Raw genomic sequence first — 24,895 nt, 5'->3', positions numbered from 1 at the left:
TAATGGTCACCCATAATTTGATCAAAAATTGAACTATAATTAATCATCAAATGTTTCCTGGAAGGATGTTGTTCTATGGCTGTTGCTGTAAACTCCGGGATCTTTAGTCAACTGGCTTTAAATACACAGTTTGAGCTTCCACAGGTTGCTAGGATTCTTCCTCTCTTTCTTTCAAATACCTTAGTTGTTTCCATTAATGATAGTTTTTTTGCAGTGCAACGTCCTGCCTATCCGCCTGCTGATGTTGCTGAACGAGACTTTGACGCTGAGCAGGCAGATTTTGATCTGTTTAATTACCTGCTTAATTTTCTGCCTCCTTCCTATCTGATCGTCGAACCTGATAATCTCGATGGGAGCACTTTCGTTTCATTCAATCCTTATTACTCTCTGGGATATGTGGATGCAGGATATGATACATTAGGTATTAGTCAGTCCATTATTAATACATTATTGGATAACTGGTTCTTTCTTACCAGGCGTTTAACCTTACTCGATTCTGACGCTGATCAAACTGATAATACTGAATCAATGGAATCAAGAGAGTCGAATGCTTCGGTTAGTGTCTCTCTTTTTGAATCAGGACTTCAGAATGGACATGCCCCCGGTGCAGCTACGACTTATTCCGGGAACCTGTCTCTGTTAAATCCAGAAAACAGCCCTGTTGCTTTAGCAGCAGGCTCGGGAGTTCTACCCTTCACTTCAAATGATCTTCCGATTAATTACATTATCGAAAACTCACAACTGATTGCCCAGGCTGGTGGGGAAACGATATTTATTCTGCAGATTTTACCGAATAATCAGTTTAGTTTTCAGTTAAACAACAATCTTGATCATCCCTTACCCGGTGCGGATCAGATTGTTATTGATTTAAGCGAATTTATACAAATAGGCAATATAAACTTACCCCCCGGTACTTTTATTATCCGGATCAATGATGATATTCCTCTGGCTGTGTCTGGAAGCAATCAACAGTCGCTTTTGCATGAAGATGCTTTGCCTGGAGCCAATATCGATACTCCCAATCCCATATCCGAAATTAGTGGAGCATTATCCGCACTCGTTTCGTTTGGTGCGGATGGTCAGGCTGGTTTTCATTTTATATCAGAACCTGCCTTAAGCACTGTTCTTGAGAGTTTTGGGCTGAGTTCAGGCGGCCAACTATTAGATTACCAGATTTCAGACAATCGATTACAGGCTCTGGATCCTGACGGGAACGAAGTTTTTAACTTAATAGTAAACACAGATGGCAGTTACCAGTTTATTCTGCAGCAATCATTGGATCATTTGGGTTCTAATTCATCAATTATTCCTATTCCCTTAGGTTTTCTAATCGAAGCAACTGATGGGGACGGAGACGGCATCACCTTAAATAATCAGTTTATAATTGTTATTGCTGACGATACGCCCTTCGTAGTCCTGTCCACTGACATTCCCGAGTCAATCCAGTTTAGTGATAGCGTTTTGAACCTCACATTAAGCACTTCTTTGGCCGATAGTTTTATTGGTCAGGGTGGAGCCGATGGCCTGTCATCCCTTGAGTATCAACTTCAACTTAATAATACTGTAAGCGGCCTGACTGATAGTTTAACCGGACTGCCGATAATTCTTAGCGTAAACGCTGCTGGTGAAATAGTGGGTTATGCCGGAAGCAATCTGGTATTGGTATTTACTATTGATGCCAATGCTGAGCTTTCATTTACACAATTTAGGCCTATTGTTCATCCTGATAACTCTCTTCCCAATGAAGTGATAAATTTTCCCTCAGGAATAGTAGCTGTCGTGGCTATAGCCACCGATGGTGATGGGGATCAAGGCAGCAGCTTTTTAGATATCGCTTCGCTGATCTCCATTCAGGATGCAGGCCCGAGTTTATCAGTGACTGATCCGGGGGCTGGTGCCTTGAGTGTGAATGAAGCGACGCTGGGAGTAAACAGCTCCATTGCCTTAAACACTGTATTTAGCAGCAATACAGGTCCGGATGGCGGCAGTGTTGATTATCATTTTGAACTGGTCAGTAATGACTCCGGTTTAATCGATAGCTTGAGCGGTTTGCCGGTGCTGCTGAGCATCAATGCCGAGGGCAATGTCGAAGGACGAGCCGGCGGGCTTTTGGTGTTTACTTTGAGTGTGGACGCCAATGCGATTGTATTGGATTTAGACCGCGGTGTGATTCACCCCGCCGGCAATGGTACGAACTCGCTGTTATTTGCAGAAGATCTGATTAGCCTGGTGGCTACAGTCACCGATGGCGATGGGGATACGGTCAGTGAAAGTCTCGATGTGGGCGCCTTGATTCAGGTGATAGACGGGGTGCCTTCGTTAACAGTCGATGGGGATTTGGCCGGCACACTGAATGCCAATGAAAACAGTTTAAATACCACGGTGAGCACGTCTCTGGCGCTGGCTTTTGAAGCCGCGATTGGTGCGGACGGCAGCCTGCCGATTGATTATGCCTTGCAGATTAACAATGCCGACAGCGGATTAATTGATACTCTGAGCCAGGAAGCGGTGATATTAAGCTTTAATGGCACTGTAGTGGAAGGGCGCACGCAATTAGGTGATGAACTGGTCTTTAGTGTCAGCATAGACAGCAGCGGCGAGCTTTCCTTCATCCAGCTTCGTTCCGTGGTGCATGGGGATGGCAACGGCACTAACTCGATTAATCTCGATAATAATATTTTAAGCGTGATAGCCAATTTAACGGATCGCGATGGCGACAACAGCAGCGCGCAGCTGGATTTAAGTTCAGTGCTGTCCATCATCGACGATGTCCCTCAGTTAAGTGTGGATGCCGGACAAATTGGCAGTATTTTAGTGCTGGAAACCCAGTTGGGCGTTTCGGACAGCGTCTCGCTGGCAGCTGCATTTATTGCTGATTTGGGCGCAGATGCGGGCACGCTCGGTTATGAGTTATCGATTAGCAATGTTAACTCCGGCTTGATTGATAGCTTAAGCGGTGTCGCCATTCTTTTAACGGATAACAATGGTGTCATTGAAGGCCGAGCCAATGGTGAGCTGGTTTTCACCCTCAGTATTGACGCCAACGGTCTCCTGAGCTTTACCCAACTGCGCTCTATTATTCATCCGGACAGCAATGATCCAGCAGATACACTGGTCTTCCCAGCCAATGTTGTAGAAGTGGTTGCCACCGCACTCGATGGCGATAATGATCAGCAAAGCGCCGCAATTGATATATCCGCGATAGTCTCCATTCAGGATGCGGGTCCGAGTTTGTTATTGACTGATCCGGGGGCTGGTGCCTTGAGTGTGAATGAAGCGACGCTTGGAGTAAACAGCTCCATTGTCTTAAGCGCGGTATTTAACAGCAATGTGGGTCCTGATGGCGGCAGTGTTGATTATCAGTTTGAACTGTCCAGCAATGACTCCGGTTTAATCGATAGCCTAAGCGGTTTGCCGGTGCTGCTGAGCATTAATGCCCAGGGCAATGTCGAAGGGCGAGCCGGCGGGCTTTTGGTATTTACCTTGAGTGTGGACGCCAATGCGATTGTACTGGATTTAGACCGCGGTGTGATTCACCCCGCCGGCAATGGCACGAACTCGCTGTTATTTGCAGAAGATCTGATTAGCCTGGTGACTACAGTCACCGATGGCGATGGGGATACGGTCAGTGAAAGTCTCGATGTGGGCGCCTTGATTCAGGTGATAGACGGGGTACCTTCGTTAACGGCGGATGGGGATTTCGTCGGCACATTGAATGCCAATGAAAACAGTCTGAACACCACGGTCAGCACCTCCTTAGCTCTGGCCTTTGAAGCCGCGATTGGTGCGGACGGCAGCCTGCCGATTGATTATGCCTTGCAGATTAATAATGCCGACAGCGGCCTGATTGATACCCTTAGTCAGCAAGCAGTGATATTAAGCTTCAATGGCAATGTAGTGGAAGGACGCACGCAATTAGGTGATGAACTGGTCTTTAGTGTCAGCATCGACAGCAGCGGGGAGCTTTCCTTCACCCAGCTTCGCGCCGTGGTGCATGGGGATGGCAACGGCACTAACTCGATTAATCTCGATAGCAATATTTTAAGCGTGATAGCCAATTTAACGGATCGCGATGGCGACAGCAGCAGCGCGCAGCTGGATTTAACTTCAGTGCTTTTCATTATTGACGATGTCCCTCAGTTAAGCGTGGATGCCGGACAAATTGGCAGTATTTTAGTGCTGGAAACCCAGTTGGGCGTTTCAGACAGCGTCTCGCTGGCAGTGGCGTTTATTGCTGATTTTGGAGCGGATGCCGGCGCACTGGCCTATGATTTATCGATTATCAATACAAATACTGGCTTAATCGACAGCTTAAGCGGTGCCGCGGTTCTCTTAACGGATAACAATGGTGTCATTGAAGGCCGAGCCAATGGCGAGCTGGTTTTTACCCTCAGTATAGATGCCAGCGGAGTGCTCAGTTTCACCCAGCTGCGCGCCATTAATCATCCCGACAATTCTAATCCAGCGGACACTCTGGTTTTTCCGGCTAACATTGTACAAGTGATTGCCACCGCCATTGACGGCGATAATGATCAGCAGAGTGCTGCGATTGATATATCCACGGTGGTCTCCATTCAGGATGCAGGTCCGAGTTTATCAGTGACTGATCCGGGGGCTGGTGCCTTGAGTGTGAATGAAGCGACGCTTGGAGTAAACAGCTCCATTGCCTTAAACACGGTATTTAGCAGCAATACAGGTCCGGATGGTGGCAGTGTCGATTATCAGTTTGAACTGTCCAGCAATGACTCCGGTTTAATGGATAGCTTGAGCGGTTTGCCGGTGCTGCTGAGCATCAATGCCCAGGGCAATGTCGAAGGACGAGCCGGCGGGCTTTTGGTGTTTACTTTGAGTGTGGACGCCAATGCCATTGTACTGGATTTAGACCGCGGTGTGATTCACCCTGCCGGCAATGGTACGAATTCCCTATTGTTTGCTGAAGATCTGATTAGCCTGGTGGCCACGGTCACCGATGGAGATGGGGATACAGTCAGTGAAGGTCTTGATGTGGGAGCTTTGATTCAGGTGATAGACGGAGTGCCTTCATTAACGGTGGATGGGGATTTAGCAGGCACTGCATCGGTTAATGAAAACAGTCTCAATACCACGGCCAGCGTTTCTTTGGCGCTGGCCTTTGAAGCCGCGATTGGCGCGGACGGCAGCCTGCCGATAGATTATGCCTTGCAGATTAACAATGTTAACAGCGGCCTGTTTGATACCCTCAGTCAGGAAGCGGTGATATTAAGCTTTAATGGCACTGTAGTGGAAGGACGCACGCAATTGGGTGATGAACTGGTCTTTAGTGTCAGCATTGACAGCAGCGGGGAGCTTTCCTTCACCCAGCTTCGTTCCGTGGTGCATGGCGATGGCAATGGCACTAACTCGATTAATCTCGATAGCAATATTTTAAGCGTGATAGCCAATTTAACGGATCGCGATGGCGACAACAGCAGCGCGCAGCTGGATTTAAGTTCAGTGCTGTCCATCATCGACGATCTCCCTCAGTTAAGTGTGGATGCCGGACAAATTGGCAGTATCTTAGTGCTGGAAACCCAGTTGGGCGTTTCGGACAGCGTCTCGCTGGCAGCTGCATTTATTGCTGATTTGGGCGCAGATGCGGGCACGCTCGGTTATGAGTTATCGATTAGCAATGTTAACTCCGGCTTGATTGATAGCTTAAGCGGTGCCGCCATTCTTTTAACGGATAACAATGGTGTCATTGAAGGCCGTGCCAATGGTGAGCTGGTTTTCACCCTCAGTATTGACGCCAACGGTCTCCTGAGCTTTACCCAACTGCGCTCTATTATTCATCCGGACAGCAATGATCCAGCAGATACACTGGTCTTCCCAGCCAATGTTGTAGAAGTGGTTGCCACCGCACTCGATGGCGATAATGATCAGCAAAGCGCCGCAATTGATATATCCGCGATAGTCTCCATTCAGGATGCGGGTCCGAGTTTGTTATTGACTGATCCGGGGGCTGGTGCCTTGAGTGTGAATGAAGCGACGCTTGGAGTAAACAGCTCCATTGTCTTAAGCGCGGTATTTAACAGCAATGTGGGTCCTGATGGCGGCAGTGTTGATTATCAGTTTGAACTGTCCAGCAATGACTCCGGTTTAATCGATAGCCTAAGCGGTTTGCCGGTGCTGCTGAGCATTACTGCCCAGGGCAATGTCGAAGGACGAGCCGGCGGGCTTTTGGTGTTTACTTTGAGTGTGGACGCCAATGCCATTGTACTGGATTTGGACCGCGGGGTAATTCACCCGGCCGGCAATGGCACGAACTCGCTGTTATTTGCAGAAGATCTGATTAGCCTGGTGACTACAGTCACCGATGGCGATGGGGATACGGTCAGTGAAAGTCTCGATGTGGGCGCCTTGATTCAGGTGATAGACGGGGTACCTTCGTTAACGGCGGATGGGGATTTCGTCGGCACATTGAATGCCAATGAAAACAGTCTGAACACCACGGTCAGCACCTCCTTAGCTCTGGCCTTTGAAGCCGCGATCGGTGCGGACGGCAGCCTGCCGATTGATTATGCCTTGCAGATTAATAATGCCGACAGCGGCCTGATTGATACCCTTAGTCAGCAAGCAGTGATATTAAGCTTCAATGGCAATGTAGTGGAAGGACGCACGCAATTAGGTGATGAACTGGTCTTTAGTGTCAGCATTGACAGCAGCGGGGAGCTTTCCTTCACCCAGCTTCGCGCCGTGGTGCATGGGGATGGCGGCGGCACTAACTCAATTAATCTGGATAACAATATTCTAAGTGTCATCGCCAATTTAACCGATCGCGATGGTGATAGCAGCAGCGCACTACTGGATTTAACCTCAGTGCTCTTCATCATTGACGATGTGCCGCAGCTAACCGTGGATGCCGGACTAATTTCCCCATTGACAATTAATGAAGCTCAGTTAGGTCTAACAGGTACTACTTCTGTCGCCGCAGCTTTCGGTGCGGATTTGGGTGCAGATGAAGGCAATCTTGATTATGCGTTGCAGATTAGTGGCGGTGATAATACCGACTCAGGACTAATCGACAGCTTAACAGGAGCCTCCATTCTGTTAACTAATAACAATGGCAGCATTGAAGGCCGTGCGAATGGCCAGTTAGTATTTACTGTAAGTGTTGACGCTGCAGGCCTGGTCAGTTTTACCCAATATCGCTCGGTAATCCATGCTGATGCAGCGGGAGCTAATGCTCTAAATCTGGCTGTGAATAGTATTTTTGTCATTGCAACGGCACTGGATGGGGATAATGATCAGCTTAGCGCTCAGATTTCATTGGGTGAACATCTCCAGATAATTGATGCCATTCCCTCTCTAAGTGGAGCTTCATTAAGTGAAACTGTACATGAAGATGTGCTGCCAGCGGGTAACAGCGAAGGAGGGCAGACCTTATCGGTCAGCGGTTCGCTGGCCGCTCTGGCGAGTGTTGGTAACGATAGTGGGCAATGGATTTTTGATGCCAACTATGAATCGATTTTAAGCGCTAATAATCTGACAGCGAACGGTGCCAGTCTAAGTTATTCTCTGAATGGGAATATTCTTACAGCCAGCGCTGCGGGTGTAGACATCTTTACTTTTGAATTGAATAGCGGCGGTATAGCAGGCAATTTTATATTCAATCTTTTAGCAGCGATAGACCACCCACTTACAAACGGCAATGATCTTGAACAAGTATTGGTTAACCTGGGCTCAGTGATTAATCTTATCGACAATGATAATGATCTGGTTAATCTTGGTAGTCAGTTTGTCATTGCTATTCAGGATGATGTGCCTATTGTGACCGCCAGCGCTGAGAATGCCAATGTGTATGAAAGCAATCTAAGCTTAGGGCCTGTTGCTGTTTTGGGTAGTCTTGATGCCTTGGTTGCTTTTGGCGGAGATGAGCAGGGCTTCTTTTTATTCCGTCCCCAGGCCGAATTGACTAACTTGCCGGCGGTAACTGTCAATGGTGAAGCGGTTACTTATGAAGTGAATGGCAATACACTGTCGGCCCTGGTGAATGGCTCGCCGGTCTTCACTCTTGAACTGGAAGCCAACGGGGATTATACCTTTACCCTCATCACAGCAATTGACCATGCCGCCAATGAAGAGTGGCTTGCTCTTGATTTCAGTACGGCTATTCGCGCCGTGGACCGGGATGGCGATCCGGTCAACCTCGGTGCTGCACAGTTTGTAGTCAATGTGGCTGATAATGCTGTTTTTAATCCCAATGCCGGGGATATGATGTATCTGACAACCTCTTTAGGCGGTGTAGTGCCTATGGAGGGTTTTTACGGCTTGTCGGCATTGGATCCGATTGAAGGTGACTTGCCGGCATTGATAGCAGCTTTGATCGGCCCCGGGGGGATTCTCGCGGGAGGAACTACCGAAGATGCTCTGGCTCTGATTCTCGAGCAGGAAGGTGTGTTCTTTAATGAAGACATCTTAAAATTAACTGCCGATGGCTATGAGATGGCCTTTAATGGCAGCGAAAATTTCAATTTTGAAACCAGTCTTTTAAATCAGCTCTCGCTTTTAGGATTCAGTATTGACGGCTTGCATGTTGTGGGAAATCAGATTTTATTTTCTACGGCAACTGGGGGTAATTTACCGGGAATTGGCAATTTTGAAAATCAGGACATTGTTCTGGCGACCCAGGGCAGCGATGGACGCTATACCTTTGAGCTGTTTCTGGATGGCAGCGCTCAGGGGCTTCAGGATGGTCTTTTAAATGACGGGATTTTCCAGAATTTGCTCGTTGATTTTAATATGGATGATTTCTCCTTTACCTCAAGTGATAACAGTTTTAATAACGGCACTTTATATTTTACATTAAGTAATCTGGTTGACGTTGATTTGGCCTATGCTTTGCAGACATTGGATGTCTGGGGCGGAATTACCGCGAATGGCACCGAAGTTTTATCGATTAATCGCGTCAATGGCTCCTGGGATATTGGCTCTCTGGATATTTATTTCCGCGGAGAGGATATTGGACTGACCGATGAATTGCTTGGCAATGCACTACAGGCATTGAACAATGTTGATTTAGCCGGTTTAGTCGCTGCCTTACTGGATCCGGATACCCGTTTAATTGAGATTGATGGCCTTGAGGTGAAAGGGGATACCTTGTATTTCTCTCTGGCTCCCATTTTAAATGTTGACCTGCTTTTTGGCTCCCTGGGTGAACTCTTATCCAATCCATTTGATCCACTCTCGGCATTAACCTTTCGGGGTGAGGATATTTATTCGGTGACCAAAAATCCAGTTACGAATCAGTGGGATGTTAATACACTTAAATTATTCTTTGACGGCAGCGAACACGGACTGGCCTCCAATGATGGTTTGCTTGGCGGTTTGCTGGATAATTTGCCGGAAAATCTGAATGCCTTTTCCTTAACCGAAGGTACGGAAGTTCATGATACGATTCTGTTTTCTACTGAAGGAGGGGGAAATGAGCGTCAGGTCGGCGGCTACGACAATCAGACATTGATTGAATATAACAATGGACAATTTCATGAATCATTCGATTTAGCGGCAATTACAAATGGCAGTTTAAACAATCGAAATATCACTTCCGTACATATTCTTGATAATGGTTCAGTATTATTTACCCTCTCAACTGCTTCAACCCTGCCGGGTAATGTGCTTGCTGGCACCAATGATGTAATTCAGTGGAATGGCAGCAATTTCAGTTTGTATTTTGACGGTTCCAGTCATGGTCTGGACGATAGCCAGATTATCAATTCCCTGTATGTTTTTCCTGATAATCATGCCAACGCCGGACAGATGGTTTTCTCACTGGCTGCGGATAGTAGTCTTCCGGGTGTAGGGGATTTTGCCAATGAAGACCTGATTTTATTCAATCCTGTAAATAACAGTTACTCCCTGCTATTTGATGGCTCCACTGCAGGAATTAATGATCTGAGCCTCGATGTAACCGTTACCACCGATTTATCAGCCAGTGTCGGAGTGCAGGTAGATTTATTGTTTAACCCCTTGCTGACCGAACTGGATGGGTTGGTGGATGATGCACTGGGAGCAATTGAAACTAATCTGAATACTCTGGATGGTTTATTGCTACAATTACAAACGGTTCTAAACTCCAATCCTATTGCCATTTTACTGAATTTAGTCGGCGATTTATTGACTGGACTGGACAATTTACTGGGGACCGGCCTGAATAGTTTGCTCGATGGTTTGTCGACAGCGACTGGTATAGATAATCTAATCGGTGAGCTGACCGATTTGATCGACGAATTAACACCGACTCCTCTAAGTTTACTTCTTAATCAAACACTGGTTAACTCAATAAAATCATTATCAACAACCATTATTGGACAACTGGACGCTTTGGATGCCAATTATTTGTCCACGCTAAATAATGCGATAGATACTGTGGATCAAGGTATTCTTGCTTTGACATCAACGCTTGAAGATGCGGTCTCAGCAGGTGCTCAGCTGGAAGTTAAAATACTGGATGTCTCAGTCAACGGCCTGCATATCAAAGAAAACGGCGATTATCTCTTAAGTTTTTCCCAGGATTTACGAGCAGATATTATCTTGAATCTCGACACCAGTTTTCTGGCAGGTTTAGCCAGCTTAAATCTTGCGGTGAATACGGATACATTAATCACTGAACTCAATGATATCCTTGATCCAATTGTCGCTCCTTTGCTAGGTGCTTTGAATTTAACGGATGTATTAAGTCCTGATCTAAGTTTGACCGGAATGAATATCTATCAGTTGCATCAGGATCAGACCAGCGGCACCTGGCAGTTCAGTCTTTATTTTGATGGTGTCGATCACGGGCTTGATAATGGCGGATTAGGCGATACTGTGCTGGATTATGTCACGGCAATTGATTCAAATCTGACCGTCCTGGATTTACAGGATTTAGGCGTATTGCATTTAAGTTCGAATGAAAACCTAGATGCCATTTATGTCAATGAGCAGCATGGAGGCGCTGTTATTAATGGCAGCGATATCGGTGATTTACTGGTTGGTGATGCTGGAAATAATACTTTTAATGGCGGGATGGGAAATGATTTAATGATCGGAGGCAAGGGCGCTGATAATTTTAATTTTGATGCGGCATCTTTGACCGCACAATCTCCACAACAGGATGTAATTGCTGATTTTAAACCTGCAGAAGGCGATGTGCTCACGCTGGATCAGATATTTAATAATTATAATTCCTCCAATCCATCCAGTCTGAGTAACTATATCAATATCTCTGTTATTAACAGCGACAACATAGGAGGAGTGAATGACAGCTTGTTGAGTTTATCGGCTGATCCCAATGGAGCAGTGGTTCAGACGATTACGCTGTTAAACTATGTCCCCGCTGGTGCAACTTCCGTTGAAATGTTGCAGAATTTATTAAATCAGGGCAGTTTAGTGGTTAATGCCTGACCTCGGCCAGCTCGGGTGTATTCATCAATTTGAGTACCATATCTTTTCCAATGGCTTCGAGCATGAAAATGAATAATCCAGGTTGACGTTCCTGTAATCGCTTGAGCGTTTCGTATTCCCAGTAGATAAATTTCACCGGTTCCTTTACGATGACATCCGCAGTGGCAAGTTGATTATTAAAAAAACTCATTTCTCCCAGAAAATGATAAGGCTTCAGTTCAATGATCTGTTTATCGCGGTAAATTAAGGCTTTTCCTTCAGTCAATAAGAGGACACGTGATACCGGTTGATCCCTGCTCATCAGTGATGCCGTGCAAGCTTCCCCTTCCTTGCTGAGTTTAATTAACTTCACAAACTCGGAGGTTAGCATGTGAGTAAACAACTGGTCTTTAATCGCTTGCAGGGGAGGATCGAGCTGGGCAGGTAATTTTTGTCTGAAAATTAATAAGATCTGGAAAATATTGACCACAAGATAAATAACCGACCACCAATAGATCTCGGGCAGATTGTGGTTCATGCCATAGAAAATATAAAGCAGGCTAACGAAACAGGCTACTATTCTTAGATGAAGCATGTCACGTAATAAATAGGAAACGAGTAGTAACAGTTCTGCAATATGGTAAGTCAAATCCATTGCCGGTCTCCAATGAAAGTATCTCTGATATTAAGCATTCTTTCAGTCAGCATTCATCTTAAACTGAATTGGGTTTAGGCGCGAATTTTATCTGAAGCAGTGGTCAAAATAAGGTTTTCTTAATTATTTTCTGATAGAGTTTTGATCTGAATGAATATATCGAGTGCCAAAATGCTTCAGCTGATTACCAAGGGAAATTCAGATAATAACGATTATAAATTGTATTTGAGCGATACAGGCTTTTCCAGTCTTGAAGAAAATTTGGAACAAGATGTAATCAAGGTGCTTTCTTTTTTATGCAATGAAGAGATGATGCTTGCCGGTTTTAAGAAATTCGCTAAAAGCTACTATGAATTTAAACAATCGGAAGGCAGAGAGGGTCGCACCGAGAAGCATACTATAAGAAAGTTTTTTGATGAGTGGGGGAGTGTAAATCATTTTAATCAGGGATCAGAAGAGCCTGTTCCTGCAGAATATCGAACCAATACTGAATTTGATTTCCCCAAATCGACAGCCGTTTTAATCGATGAATTAACCACCGGTTTATTTCTCGATGTGTTACTGAAAAATGCTTATCTATCCTCTGATCCGGGAGCTGGAGTCGTCCATGGTAAATGGTCGCACTCAATTCAGTTATTCATATTGGAAGAAGCACGCAAGTCCGGCTTTTTACAGTTAAACGCAGTTAATATGGCTGAGTTCATCAAACAGATTTCACAGATTAAACCGGAATTTGGTTCCTTAAACCTGTGGTACCTTATTTTCGACAGCACATTGGAAGGAACATTCACTTGCCCCGATACGATAGTCAGAACCCTGGAGTCCGCACTTGATGAAGCCGAGGAAAGCATTTATTTAAGTAAAAAAATGAATGTGTATAAGGAAAAATCTGAAAAGTCTGATGCGTCCACAGTTATAGATGAGAAACGCTATAATCCTTATGTTGCTAAAAAATATGCTCGAAGAACTCCTGAGCTGGGATTTATTGAAGCGGACCAGTCAAGAGGTTTGCTATGGTTTACTCATAAAAAAATCACAGACAACGGGCAGGAAGTATCGCCTTCGATAAATATTGAGATTAAATAAGTGAATTTATAATCACAGGGATGCGAGGGGAGATAAATTCGATAAGCGGGTAATCAAACCAGCTTAAACGGATCCTCATTCTGTGTTTCATAACTCATCTCTTCCTCATTTGCTGTCATAGCTGCCTTGATCACATTTCCAAGAGCCACTTCTTCTTTGGGGCTAAAGAAATTGAACTTTGAAAGGAATTGATCAAAGGGAAGTCGGGTCGCCAGATAGATTCCTGCCAGGGCGCCCATTAAAGCGCCAAATGCTGCAATGAAAAGAGCGCCAGGGCCTGTCATTTTAGCGCCAAGTGCCAAACCTACTACAAAGCCTGCCATAGTCGCTGCCATAATAAAAACGCTAATTAACAAAATTTTAAACAAAATACGCGAGTACCATTTTCGCCAGCGAAAGCTGGAGTCTGCATTATCATAAAGTATTTTTGTACAGGTTTGCTGGTAATAGTTAATGGCAGCGAGTTTGGAAATATTTTCATCCCGGGTAAAGCGCTCGATCAGATTGACTGTTTCATTCTCTATTCTGTTTCTCTCTGAAACTGGTAAATGGTTCAGGGCAGTATGCAGATCTCTCAATGCTTTTTTAAGCTCTGGATACTGATCATTCAGGAGCGAAATTGCGTAGTCGATTGGCTGTCTTTCCAAATGGTTTTCAACGGCTTGCCTTAGCAACCTGATTCCAGCAACTCCTCTGGAAGGAGAATGAGTCTGGGTATTATCCGGTTTTGCAGAGGTAATAAATGTATTAAATCCGGCTGCAATTAATTGTCTTTCAAGTGTGTCCACTGAGTGAGTAAATTTCTCGTCCAGCTTGTCATAATGTGTCAAGGCCACAAAAGTCAGAATACCTGATTTTTCGGTGGATAATTTTATCGCTTCTACGGTGGATATTTCGTAAGAATGGCCCTGATCTGGTTTTAAAAACTCTGGCAGGTCGATACAATAAATAAGGATATCAATATCCTTAATAAAGGCATTCCATTTTAAACTATCATTGGTCAGGATTAGCTCCGAGCTTAATTCATAGAAATTAAACTTGGCATGAGATCCCGGGATCTGTCTGGTGCGAAAGAATAGAGAGGGTAATTCGCCAGTTGAAAAGGGAGCATCACATAAATATTTAATAAGCGCCGTTTTTCCTGATTTTTTTCGTCCAATTACTGCAATATTGGTTTTGTTTTGGAAAAACATAGGCCTTGATACTCTCCGCAATGTGTAATAATAATTGCATCATTGTACACAAATTAATCTAAAAAGTCATTACTCAATTAAATGTCTTATATTTAATACAGTTAATTGTATTGCTTAAGTCATTCTGAAACGGGTAAATTATTATTTTAACAGGAGCCTTTATGAAAACTAATGATTGGCCAGCAGAGGATTATGCCATTGGTTCTTATGTTCAGGCGACAGCCGCAAGGGAATATCTCCCCCGACTTCAGTTCAAGCCGCAGGATAAGATATTGGACATTGGTTGTGGAAACGGGTCATTCACCGAGCACCTGATTAAAATGTTGCCAAATGGCTCAGTTCTTGGGGTTGATGCATCAGAAAATATGATTAGTCTGGCGGCAGAGCTTAGCCGGGTTTATCCCAATTTTTCAGTAAAACAAATGGATATGGAGTCACTGCAATTTGAGGAACAATTTGACTACATTGTATCATTTTGGTGCCTGCAGTGGTCTAAACATCTGATAGGGGTTTATAACAATATATTTCGCGCCTTGAAAAAAGGGGGCAGAATCTTCCTGCTTTTTCCATGCGGTGATGATCCATTTATTAATACAGCGGTCGCGGTAACCCAATCGGGGCAGTTCCCAGAGTTACGTGATTTCGTTTCGCCAGTGGACCGAAGCCAATACAGTGACTTTAATAAGTTAAAAGAGGATCTTAACAAAAATGGGTTATTCAGCAGATTCCATATAGAAAAAAATCAGCATTCTTTGCTGTTGCCTTCACTGGATTTTTTCCGCAAATTTGTCAGAGGAGTGGGATATTTCCAAGGCCAGGTTTCCCCTTCTTTAATCGATGAAATCAATGAGGCAATGGTGGCTATGTATGCAAAAGAGTGTGAGGAAAAATACCAGGGCCAGTATTATTTTAATTTCAGCCTTTATGTGATTGAGGCGGAAAAATAGCCGTTTGATACTGAGCACAAATCTGTCATTTCCGCGTGGCATTATTGTGTAAATAGAACAAAACAACTAACTTGTCGTCTTTGCGAACACAGTGAAGCAATCCAGATCGAAGCTTGAACAAAGTAAGGAGATGGATTGCTTCACTTGCGCTCGCAAAGACAGTTTTTGTGCTCCCATCTTCATTTACGCAACAACGCCTCGGGCGTAGCCGTTTAGAAGGATTTGGAACTACAATTCAATCGAACGAATCTGATTTTTCCCTGATTTTTTTGCCTGATACAAGGCTTTATCCGCTGCAGAGATTATGTCTTCGGCCTCTATGTTCTCAGGTGGTACGGTTACTATACCAATACTAAGCGTTGTGTTATTCCCAGCCGATTCTTCTTTGAAGCATTCCTGTATTTTCTTACAAATAATAATTGCCTCCGCAGCGGTACTGTTGGCGAGCATCGCGGCAAACTCATCTCCTCCAATTCTGAAAGCAGCGTCGTTTGCCCGAGTAGCAGTTTTTTTAATCGCTCTTGCCAATCGTTTCAGCATTAAATCTCCTGCAGGATGGCCGAAATTATCATTAACGAATTTGAAATCATCCACATCGATTAATATCAAATTAAAATAATGCTGATTACGCTTAGCCCTTCGCAACTCTTCATCGAGACGAGCGTCAAAATATCTTCTATTATAAAGTCCAGTAAGAGAATCAGTTATTGATATGCGATGAATTTCTTCAAGCACTGCATCTTTCTCATGATTTGTGTGATTCAGATTCTGAATCAGACTGTCTTTTTCTCTTCCCAACCTGATAGTTTCTGAAAGAAGCTGGGATGGGAATTTGGCTGTTACCATGAGCATTATTATAAAAAGAAGAAACATAGTGGCTAGTATGCTTTTATCGACTTGCAGAAAGGAATAATTGTAAACAATTAAAGGGATAAACATAGGAAGTAAATAGGCGTAATAAGCTGGTAAATAAATAGAAAGTGATGCAATACCGCCAGCAGCCATTCCTCCAAGCACCAGAGTAATTATATTTTGATGTGCAGCAGATAAATAATCATAAAAAAAAATATAACAGCTACCCCATAATCCTCCCATAATGAAAGTGAAACTGACGAATAAAGTCAGTTTTGATTTTTTGGAATGGATATAAGACTTGCTGACAATACATCGGCGGCTGTAAATCCAGCGTAAAAGGCTTAAACTGAAGATTGCCAGAAACCAGATTGTGGATGCAGTAACAGGGGCGCCCCTATAGATGAGATACCCCCAGATTATTATTGATAGAAAGATATTAAAAGGTATCGCTTTAAGTGAGCTTTGCAGCAATAATAAAAAAGATTCATCCTGGATTTGACGAATGTCTCTCATATGGTCTCCTGTCCTTTACCGCCTATATCCTTCAATAAACTTGTCGTCTTTGCGAACGAAGTGAAGCAATCCAAGATCGAATCCTATAAAGTAATGAGATGGATTGCTTCGCTGAAGCTCGCAAAGACGGCTTTTATGTATCATCTTCCATAAATGCAATAGCACTGACGCAATTAGTATCCAAATACTTGACCTATTTGAATTATAGTCGAATCAGTTATGCACAGCTGAAATCAGATGAGTACCCGCCTGAATCAGAAGAGAGTTCGTCACGAATCGGTTCAGGTTGAGCATCACCCATTATTTCCGAATACTCGGCCAATGTCCTTGCTTCCGCTGTGAAAGCAGTTTGCTGACGCTGGAATGCGTGAATAAAACGATTAATGGACATAATCATGAGCATAAAAGGCGAGAGAATCGTTCCGGCAGTGGTCCCGCCAGAGAGAATTGTACCGGTTATGGTCACTGCGAAAAGTACAATGCTGGCCAAAGCTAAAAGGGATGCAATTAAAATATCTTTTTTATTTACACGGGTAGTCTCGTATCCGCCTTGATTAAGCAGTTTCACTAAATGCGCAATAGCCTGGGGATTTTCCGGTTGGCTAGTCACTTTTTGTGCTGCGTTCACGCATTCAGTTAGTTTCTGTATACGGTGCATCGAAGGTTCTTCTGCTCTTAATAAATCAAGCGCCAGATCCTGAGCGCAGCTTAGAACAGTCTGGGCCTGTTTTTTCAGCAGTTCTTGCCTGGATGAATTGCTGGATTGCTGAAGTGCTCGCAAGGCAGTCATCAAATGGGTGGCTTCTTTTGATAAATCGGAAGTATCCTTGTATTTTTGCGCGATTATTTCATCCAGCAATTCAGTTCTGCGATTTACCAGATCATTTTGGTCTACCCAGTCCTGATGTGAGCTTGATAGGTTGGTGGCGCTACACATTTTTTCCATAGAATCAAAGAAAAGGGTCTTTCTCTGATCACTGTTAGAGAAATAGTGTAATTGACCAAGACCTACGCCAAGACTTACTCCCTCAGCGGAGATAATCCAGGCATGTACAGCCATGGATAAGCCATGACTGGCGACTGCTTCAAATATAGCTAAGCCTAAAAGGGCTGCAGACACCAGGATATGAATTACTGCATAACTGGTTTTTTCACGATCTGCTCGATAGCGGCTATAGTCACTTTGTTCCACCATCTCCGAAAGTTTAAGCACTTGTTCTTTGTTGCCAGGATTTTCAATGACCAATGCGGTTTGTTTGAAACATACAGACAATTGTCTGATTTTAGTGAGCGAAACTTTCTTGTTATTGAGTATTTCAAGAGCCAAATCCTGACAGGCCAGAAACGCTTTCTTTGCGGCAGCATGAATCACTTGATTATGTTCTGCACCAGCCAGCTGTTTTGCTATTTCATTTAATGAGGCAATTAATGTTCTGACTTCGTCCGTAAGTTTAGAATTAGCTTTGTTTACAGCAATAAAACGAGCAAAAGGCTCTGTGACTTCTTCATTCAAGTGACTTATTAGTTCGTCTTCAGAATTAGTCAGATTAGGGCATGAGGCAAGACGAGATAAAACCATTCGCGAACTAGCGCTTCGATTAACGAGAGTGAAATGTTCCAGTGTCTCTGACACATAATCTTTTCGGGCAAAGTGAGAGCGTGGATAATCGGTACGGAAAATGCCGCTGCGCCCGTAGTTAACTGCATTCACCACCGAATCAATCATAACCAGAGGGTAATGTATTAAGGGAGAGGAATATTTACGAAACTCGAAAGCATTGCTATTAAGCAATCGACGCAATTTTTGATGATACTTTATGTTGTCCTGATTAGCATGGCTTTTAGTGATAAGCCTGGTGCAGGTGATAACGTTTTTGGCAATACGATTTTTTTCAGCATCAGAGAGATAATCAGCATTTTTTAAGACGTGAATGCTAATAAGATGCAGGCGAATCAGGAGCAATTTTAATGAATCGTTATAGGCACAGTCTTTAAGATTAAGCAGCTTCGCTGTATTTTCTAATTCTGTCGTTAAATGGTCAGGAAATCCATTAATATTTTTTTGCTTGATGAGTTTATTAAGCTTTCTTGTTAATCCTGTAATTTCTGATGATTCTGCCATTATTATTTATCATCTTCCTTTGGGTGATAATTATGAAGGCCAGTTTATCAGGAAAAGCTTAAGGAATACTTATCAGATTTTTTGTAACTCCCCAGGTACGTCATCCTGAGCGTAGCGAAGGATCTCAAACTGCTTAGAGCTAAGCCAGATTCATGAGATCCTTCACTGCGTTCAGGATGACGTTGAGACCTGGGGAGTTACGATTTTTTAACTTAAAATGGTTTAAATACCATCAGGTAAAAAATTGCTAATACCGAGAAAAATGCAGGCCAGCCTAAAATGAACCATAATTTTGCATAGCGGTGGTATTTTGCAGGCAGACCTTTTTCGGATAGGGTTTGATTTAGCAATTCATCCATTTTGATTTGCAGCCATACCACCGGAAGCCAGCAGGCGCCGGTAATTACATATAGAATCAAACTGAGAATAATCCATTTGCTGGTGATTGGATAATGCATAATAGCCATTAACCAAAATCCGGTTATTGGCTGAATAACGACGGCAGGTGCTGTAAAGATCCAATCGGCAATCACCACATTCCTGGCCGCAAAACGCATTGCTTCAACATTAGCGCTTTGATTGGCGCGCCACATATAAAAAGCACTGCCTAAACCTGTGCCAAACAATAAGGTGGAGCTGATGATATGAATATATTTCAGCAGGAAATAGGCCATGGTATCCGCTTATCAATGATAGTCATTTCATGCAGCATAAAATGCTTTTGCTATAAATAAAAGGAAATAGGAGAAAATTATGGGATCAATTAAAAAAGACAAAGCCAAGGACCATCCGGAAATTAAGGAAATCAAGAATGTTTGCGACATTACGCCCGATTCCAGCAAGCCGGTGTGTAATGAAATTAAAAAGGAAAAGAAGCAATCGCCAAAAAACTCCCCAAAGGGAATTTAAAGCGGCTTTTCCGGGATATTAATGGGTTCGGGCTCAGGAATATGAACAGGTTCTGGCTCGGGAGTATTTTCCGGGCTGGGTTCCGGAGTGTCATTTGGTAAGGGTTCAAACTGGTCAGGAGAGGATGGAATCTCATCAGGTTTTTCAGGAATCTCACCAACTACATATTGCAAGTCATTATTGCTCATGATAAATATTTCCTTATGTTGAGTTTAATCAATTCATAACAATTAAAAAAATATCAGTATGATTTCCGCTGGGCAGAAACATAATTACTCTTTATTTATTATGGCAGCTGAGAGCATAAGTTAAAGCAGGAAATTGATAGTCGGGGAGGACGCTATGTTTGAATTTGAGAAACTTGAAAAGCATCATCTGGAAATAATCTTTTCCTGGCTTGCCGAACCTCATATGCTGGAATTTTGGGATAATAGCCAGGAACATAAGGATGATATTATTAACTTTGTGGATGGGAGGAAAAAACCTTCTGCTTATTTTTCTGGAAATGTCAGCTATTGGATTGGCACCATCAACAAGGAAAAATCCTGTTTCATTTTAACTTCCCCGCTTGGATCCAATGAGGACTGCCCTAAGATTCTGGCTGAAAATCGCTCTGTAACCGGCGCTACCTATTGCATCGATTTTGGTATAGGTAACAGGGAGTTTCTTGGTAAGGGATTTGCCAGTGAAGCGCTTTGCGCTTTTATCGACTTTTTCCGTAAAAAGGTCGATCCTGCTGCGGATACGTTTTTTATAGATCCTGATGCAAATAATCCCCGCGCACAACATGTGTATACGAAGGCAGGATTCAGAATAGTGGGAAATTATATTATGGACAAAGGCGTGTTTGAGGGGCAAAGAGCCTGTTTGATGGTGCAAAAATTTGAAAAAAAATGATATTTGAAGTTAATTTAAAGAGGACCTTGGAAAATTAGTTGAGATCAAAAAAAATTGTTTTTAAAATCAAATATATTTTCTGTTTGTTTCATGCTGATTCTTACTAAAAAATTGACAATTTTATTTAATTTGAGACAATGAGCTCGCACATAACTAGAGTGCCGATTGATTGCCTCTGAATAACAATTAGGAAGAATTTTCATGCGAGCAAAAACTGATCTTGGCGATACGGTTCAAATTCCCGCGGGTATTCATCCTCAAATACGACTGTTGGCCTGTGATTTCGATAACACACTAGTCAATTTAAAGGGAAAATATGCCTCTGTTCTTAATCATGATTTGTTAATCCCCATATTACGCTGGGCATCCTTAACCATCCATCTGGGGATTGATACTGCCCGCGATAGAAAACTCGATAGCGATATTGGATCCAGTGGAGGGGCATCAATCACTGATTTACTCAAACTGTTTGAACGATTTGGCATTCATTTTTCGGTAAATAATCCGAATCTTGTAATTGCCAGCGAAGATGTCACCGAGTTTAGAAATATATTGATGAAAAGGTATGAGCATGATCTCGAAACAAAGAACCTGTTCACTAAACAAAAGAACGCGGATCTTCACTTCATCATGCAGGAGTTCAACAAGTCATCCAGCGGCATTCCTCTCAGACCTGAAGACATTTTAATTCTTGATGACACTGAAGGAGTAGTGGAATGGGCAAGAAAGGCTGGATTTAAGGCGATACATGTAAAGCATGAGTTCAACAAAAACACTGTAGATGAGAGCTATGCCTATGAACTTGCTAAAGTTTTAGGTCTTGAAGACTATGCAAACGATGTGCAGGAGCATCCTGAAAATCATCGAGAGGATCCTGAAGTGTTCTTGACTGTCGCAAAAGAGTATTGGGTTGCGAAACAGGCTCGAAAAGAGAATAAACTGCCTGCTACTTTACTGGTTCATCCTTTACTTAATGATTTATTAGGACATTTCCGAAAAGATCCAAGACAGGTTTTTCCTTTATTAAAGCAATTGCATGGTCGAACAGGGTACTCTGAGATAATTGATGAGGAATATGAAATTTCTGATACGCTTATAAGCTCGTCCAGACAGCAAATACTGACTTCAAGGCCAGTCAAACAAACCCTGTTAGGCCATTCGATACAGGCCGATGATTTTTACAGAGTCAGCGATTTATTACAGTTAGGAGCAAGCTCTAACCACTGCTTCGATTTAGGACCAAACAAGAGACAAATCAAGCCCTTGGTCGCGGCCGTTATTCTGGATTGCTCTTCCGATATTTTAGCCGCACTGATAAAGGCAAATGCACAAATTGATTTGACTCATGGTGATATATCCATTTTAAAAATAGCGCTTGAAAATTTACACGGAAAGTTATTGCATCTTGTGCCAGGAAAAAGACAACCTCTCTATGAGCAATTACAATTGACAGTTGAGGTCATTCAGAAACAGCATGGTCTGGACAATTATTTTAATCATTTAGCTGCTATTTTCCCAATGATCCTGAAAATTGAAGACGCTAATATCCTGGCAATTTTTATGAATAATCTTAGCCTAAATCATAGACAGTCTCTTTATCATTTCGTGGATATTTCAGCGCAGAAAAATTCTGATTTTTCTCAGCAACTAACGGTAGAGTTCTTTTTTCAGCAGTCATTGAAATCGCTGAAAGAAAAGTTCGATCCCTTAGCCCCTGCGCCAAACGAACTTGCCCCCCCGGAAAAGCCGGGGAAATGTCCTCATTATAACTTAGCCAAGGCACTCTTTGAGCTTTTAAGACATGAATCCCTCAGTTCACCAAGGCAGACTAAAAAAACCGGGAGTGCTATTAAATTATTCCGCTCTTCCGCCGAAGCACTGGCTGATGTTAAGTCGCTTCAACGGCAATTCTTTTTTAATGCTTTGGGCCATATGCTGCGAATGAATTTGAGTGAGTTCAGAGTTCAAAGTCTTTTAAACGTGTTCCTGACGATGTTCTGTAAAAAAGACACTGTGGAAAGTCCAAAAGGAGAAAAAAGAAAAGCGGAAGATCTGGATATTAATAAGGTTTATTCCTCTCGTGCGCCACAATTTGAATTAAGTTTACTTGGAGTAGCTGTCACACATAATAATTCCTGGTTTGCCGAGCGATTACTTGATCTTGGAGCAAATTCAAGCCAATTATTTCTTCTGGATCAAACAAAAATCAAGATCTTAAACGCGGCAATAATTTTTGAGTGTGAACCTGGTCTTATCAATGGGCTCATAAAAGCTGGTGCTACAATTGGACAAATTGAAGGAATCTATATAAATGGCGTAAAAGAATCCATACTCAGCATAATGATTAAACGAATTTGTAGTACAGCAAATATTAGTCTTAGAAAGGAGTTAATTGAACAATTACAGCCTGTTATTCAACTGTTTTTATCGCAACACGGCGTCGATAATTATTTTTCAGCCTTATATCCTGCTATCCAGTCCATTATAGAGAGTAAGGACAGTAAATTAATGACAAGCTGCTTTGGCATGCTCCCAAGCCCTTTCAAACAAAGTTTGTGGGATATCTTTGCAATGGAGGGTTTATATCCCCTGAAGCCTGCTACAGATGTCAAACAGGAAGATTTTAAATTAAGATTCGAGATGGAGTTCTTTTTTCAGTTGAAAGAGGAGGAACTGCCTCTGCAGGGAAAGGCATTTCGTCGCATTCTTCCATTAATTCAATCAGAATATTGTCTGCTTGTTGAGCTGCGCGCCCGTTTGAGAATTGCTTTCGCAAATTTCGAGAAACCTGAATCATCAACACAGGGCAAAAGAAGTTTTTTTAGCGTATCCGATGTGAATCCAATTGAAGAATGCAAACTGAATGCTCGAGTCAGGCGTTTGAAACTGTTCTTTAATACCGTGAATTGCTTAATCGAAACAGTTCCAATAGACTCGCTTCAAGCAAAAAGCCTTCTGCATTCCTGCTATTTCGCAATTAAAGAATTAAAAAATTTCTCAGATTATACCACCTATTTCAAAGTGCAAACCAAGGCAATTGATGAGCTGCTTTTATTTTTGAAAAACTCATTAAAGGAAAGCCAGACAGCGGAATACCAAATCCAGGCTCCACTCGCCTCACCTGAGAGGATACAGGTAGCGAGCTACAGAGAGCCCTTGCTGCCGGTATCTCCAATTGCTGGAGTCAATCCGGACGAATCTAATGTTTCATTGACTGGTAGTCGATAAACTAAACACTGTTTAGGAAAAATCCCCTCTCTCTAACTCTCACTGCCACTAAGTTAAGGAAATTTTGTCTTTCCCGCGAAGGCGGGAATCCATTCCTCAATTGGCATTATAGCGAGCTTAGAGATGGATCCCCGCCTTCGCGGGGAGGACAGTTTATATACAACTGAGCTTAACTTAATGGCAGTTTAAGCATATAGCAGGTTGGGCCTTGGCGCTACATTGAGTTCTCAATCTATCATTCTTTGCAGATACTCCCGAGCTTTTTGAGCGTAGGCGAGAGGCGGTGCTTTGGCAGGATCCTGCTCGGCCTCCACAATCAGCCATCCCTGATAACCAGTTTTCTTAAGTTCTGTCATTATTGGTGCAAAATCAATCATCCCATCTCCGGGTACTGTAAAAACACCGGCACGCACCGCATCCATAAAGCAAAGTTTCTCTTGTGAAACTCTTTCAAAAACAGCTGCACGGATATCTTTTAAATGAATATAGCGTATGCGGCTTCGATACTTTAGCAACAGATCCATTGGGTTTATCCGGGCAAAGGCGGCGTGACCGGTGTCCAGTAATAATGAGACTAACTCCGGACTGGTATGTTGCATCAGATAATCAATTTCTGAAGCATTGAAAACCCCGGTTCCGGCATGATAGTGATAGACAATCTGCATGCCATAATCATGAGCGATTCGACCTATTGCATGCAAACCCTGAATCAATCGAGTCCATTGTTCATCATTAAATACTGGTTTATTCTCACCTAGTACCGGCTGCTCGGTACCCTGAATTGCATATCCGCATTCACAAATATTAATAAACTTTGCATTCATCGCACGCATAAAACTTAAGTGATCCAGAAAACGCGACAAGGTTTTCTGATAATTTTCAGGTTCAGTAAAATACGTACTGAACCAGGCACTGCTTAATACGAGGCCCACTTCATCGAGTGTTTTCTTCAAAAAAACAGGATCTTTGGGAAATTTATTTCCCAATTCCGTACTTTGATAGCCAGCTTGGACCATTTCATTGATACATTGTTCAAAACTAATATCTGATCCGAGGCTCGGATCATCATCATTAGACCAGTTAATCGGAGCAATACCCAATTTCATTGTTA

At 43.0% G+C, this 24,895-nt stretch carries 13 protein-coding genes; 6 read left to right on the top strand and 7 right to left on the bottom strand.

What is annotated here, in order from left to right:
• Positions 1-75: 75 nt before the first annotated feature.
• Positions 76-11,400 (top strand): DUF5801 repeats-in-toxin domain-containing protein, encoded by an 11,325-nt coding sequence (locus tag B1207_RS03320; RefSeq protein WP_112218582.1) that lies wholly within the window; start codon positions 76-78, stop codon positions 11,398-11,400.
• Here B1207_RS03320 and B1207_RS03315 read toward each other — a convergent pair.
• Positions 11,390-12,034, bottom strand: a complete 645-nt coding sequence (locus B1207_RS03315) for a cyclic nucleotide-binding domain-containing protein (RefSeq protein WP_112218581.1) — start codon at positions 12,032-12,034, stop codon at positions 11,390-11,392. The two genes, B1207_RS03320 and B1207_RS03315, sit on opposite strands and share 11 nt — an antisense overlap.
• Positions 12,035-12,184: 150 nt before the next feature.
• On the opposite strand from B1207_RS03315, the gene B1207_RS03310 reads away from it, so the two are divergent.
• Positions 12,185-13,120: a LirA/MavJ family T4SS effector gene (locus B1207_RS03310; RefSeq protein WP_112218580.1), complete on the top strand. Its 936-nt coding sequence runs from the start codon at positions 12,185-12,187 to the stop codon at positions 13,118-13,120.
• Between the two features lie 53 nt (positions 13,121-13,173).
• Here B1207_RS03310 and B1207_RS03305 read toward each other — a convergent pair whose 3' ends face one another.
• On the bottom strand, positions 13,174-14,313 hold the full coding sequence (locus tag B1207_RS03305) for a GTPase domain-containing protein (protein ID WP_112218579.1): 1,140 nt from the start codon (positions 14,311-14,313) through the stop codon (positions 13,174-13,176).
• Positions 14,314-14,474: 161 nt separating this feature from the next.
• Between B1207_RS03305 and B1207_RS03300 the strand changes: the two genes are divergently transcribed.
• Positions 14,475-15,260: a class I SAM-dependent methyltransferase gene (locus tag B1207_RS03300; protein ID WP_112218578.1), complete on the top strand. Its 786-nt coding sequence runs from the start codon at positions 14,475-14,477 to the stop codon at positions 15,258-15,260.
• A 228-nt stretch (positions 15,261-15,488) separates the two neighbouring features.
• Here B1207_RS03300 and B1207_RS03295 read toward each other — a convergent pair whose 3' ends face one another.
• The 3 genes from B1207_RS03295 to B1207_RS03285 form a co-directional block, all read right to left on the bottom strand.
• Positions 15,489-16,628, bottom strand: a complete 1,140-nt coding sequence (locus B1207_RS03295; protein ID WP_112218577.1) for a GGDEF domain-containing protein — start codon at positions 16,626-16,628, stop codon at positions 15,489-15,491.
• A 217-nt stretch (positions 16,629-16,845) separates the two neighbouring features.
• The gene (locus B1207_RS03290; protein WP_112218576.1) at positions 16,846-18,750 is read right to left on the bottom strand and encodes a hypothetical protein; all 1,905 of its coding nucleotides are present in this window, start codon (positions 18,748-18,750) and stop codon (positions 16,846-16,848) included.
• 212 nt (positions 18,751-18,962) lie between these two features.
• Positions 18,963-19,424, bottom strand: a complete 462-nt coding sequence (locus B1207_RS03285; protein ID WP_112218575.1) for a DUF2269 family protein — start codon at positions 19,422-19,424, stop codon at positions 18,963-18,965.
• 79 nt (positions 19,425-19,503) lie between these two features.
• Here B1207_RS03285 and B1207_RS15910 point away from each other — a divergent pair, with 79 nt between their 5' ends.
• A complete protein-coding gene (locus B1207_RS15910; protein ID WP_165483030.1) occupies positions 19,504-19,659 on the top strand; it encodes a hypothetical protein in 156 nt (51 codons plus the stop codon).
• On the opposite strand, the gene B1207_RS03280 is transcribed toward B1207_RS15910, so the two are convergent.
• A complete protein-coding gene (locus B1207_RS03280) occupies positions 19,656-19,847 on the bottom strand; it encodes a hypothetical protein (protein WP_112218574.1) in 192 nt (63 codons plus the stop codon). The genes B1207_RS15910 and B1207_RS03280 overlap by 4 nt on opposite strands.
• Positions 19,848-20,001: 154 nt before the next feature.
• On the opposite strand from B1207_RS03280, the gene B1207_RS03275 reads away from it, so the two are divergent.
• Together B1207_RS03275 and B1207_RS03270 are read left to right on the top strand one after the other, a co-directional pair.
• Positions 20,002-20,556 carry a GNAT family N-acetyltransferase gene (locus tag B1207_RS03275; protein ID WP_112218573.1) on the top strand — a complete coding sequence of 185 codons (555 nt, stop codon included), beginning with the start codon at positions 20,002-20,004 and terminating at the stop codon, positions 20,554-20,556.
• A 201-nt stretch (positions 20,557-20,757) separates the two neighbouring features.
• Positions 20,758-23,784 carry a hypothetical protein gene (locus B1207_RS03270; protein ID WP_112218572.1) on the top strand — a complete coding sequence of 1,009 codons (3,027 nt, stop codon included), beginning with the start codon at positions 20,758-20,760 and terminating at the stop codon, positions 23,782-23,784.
• Positions 23,785-24,011: 227 nt separating this feature from the next.
• Here the strand turns inward: B1207_RS03270 and iolE are convergent, their stop codons facing one another.
• The gene (gene iolE / locus B1207_RS03265) at positions 24,012-24,890 is read right to left on the bottom strand and encodes a myo-inosose-2 dehydratase (RefSeq protein WP_172458095.1); all 879 of its coding nucleotides are present in this window, start codon (positions 24,888-24,890) and stop codon (positions 24,012-24,014) included.
• Positions 24,891-24,895 lie beyond the last annotated feature (5 nt).

Origin of the sequence: Legionella quinlivanii (assembly GCF_003265995.1) — a bacterium.
GTDB classification, from domain to species: Bacteria; Pseudomonadota; Gammaproteobacteria; order Legionellales; family Legionellaceae; genus Legionella_C; species Legionella_C quinlivanii_A.
Note: the sequence above shows the minus strand (reverse complement) of the source record. Positions and strands in the feature narration are given on the sequence as shown.

Coding starts and splice junctions, on each gene's coding strand:
- B1207_RS03315 (WP_112218581.1), bottom strand. CDS start 12,034: ATGGATTTGACTTACCATATTGCAGAACTGTTACTACTCGTTTCCTAT.
- B1207_RS03295 (WP_112218577.1), bottom strand. CDS start 16,628: ATGAGAGACATTCGTCAAATCCAGGATGAATCTTTTTTATTATTGCTG.
- iolE (WP_172458095.1), bottom strand. CDS start 24,890: ATGAAATTGGGTATTGCTCCGATTAACTGGTCTAATGATGATGATCCG.
- B1207_RS03290 (WP_112218576.1), bottom strand. CDS start 18,750: ATGGCAGAATCATCAGAAATTACAGGATTAACAAGAAAGCTTAATAAA.
- B1207_RS03280 (WP_112218574.1), bottom strand. CDS start 19,847: ATGAGCAATAATGACTTGCAATATGTAGTTGGTGAGATTCCTGAAAAA.
- B1207_RS03300 (WP_112218578.1), top strand. CDS start 14,475: ATGAAAACTAATGATTGGCCAGCAGAGGATTATGCCATTGGTTCTTAT.
- B1207_RS03305 (WP_112218579.1), bottom strand. CDS start 14,313: ATGTTTTTCCAAAACAAAACCAATATTGCAGTAATTGGACGAAAAAAA.
- B1207_RS03310 (WP_112218580.1), top strand. CDS start 12,185: ATGAATATATCGAGTGCCAAAATGCTTCAGCTGATTACCAAGGGAAAT.
- B1207_RS03285 (WP_112218575.1), bottom strand. CDS start 19,424: ATGGCCTATTTCCTGCTGAAATATATTCATATCATCAGCTCCACCTTA.
- B1207_RS03320 (WP_112218582.1), top strand. CDS start 76: ATGGCTGTTGCTGTAAACTCCGGGATCTTTAGTCAACTGGCTTTAAAT.
- B1207_RS03275 (WP_112218573.1), top strand. CDS start 20,002: ATGTTTGAATTTGAGAAACTTGAAAAGCATCATCTGGAAATAATCTTT.
- B1207_RS15910 (WP_165483030.1), top strand. CDS start 19,504: ATGGGATCAATTAAAAAAGACAAAGCCAAGGACCATCCGGAAATTAAG.
- B1207_RS03270 (WP_112218572.1), top strand. CDS start 20,758: ATGCGAGCAAAAACTGATCTTGGCGATACGGTTCAAATTCCCGCGGGT.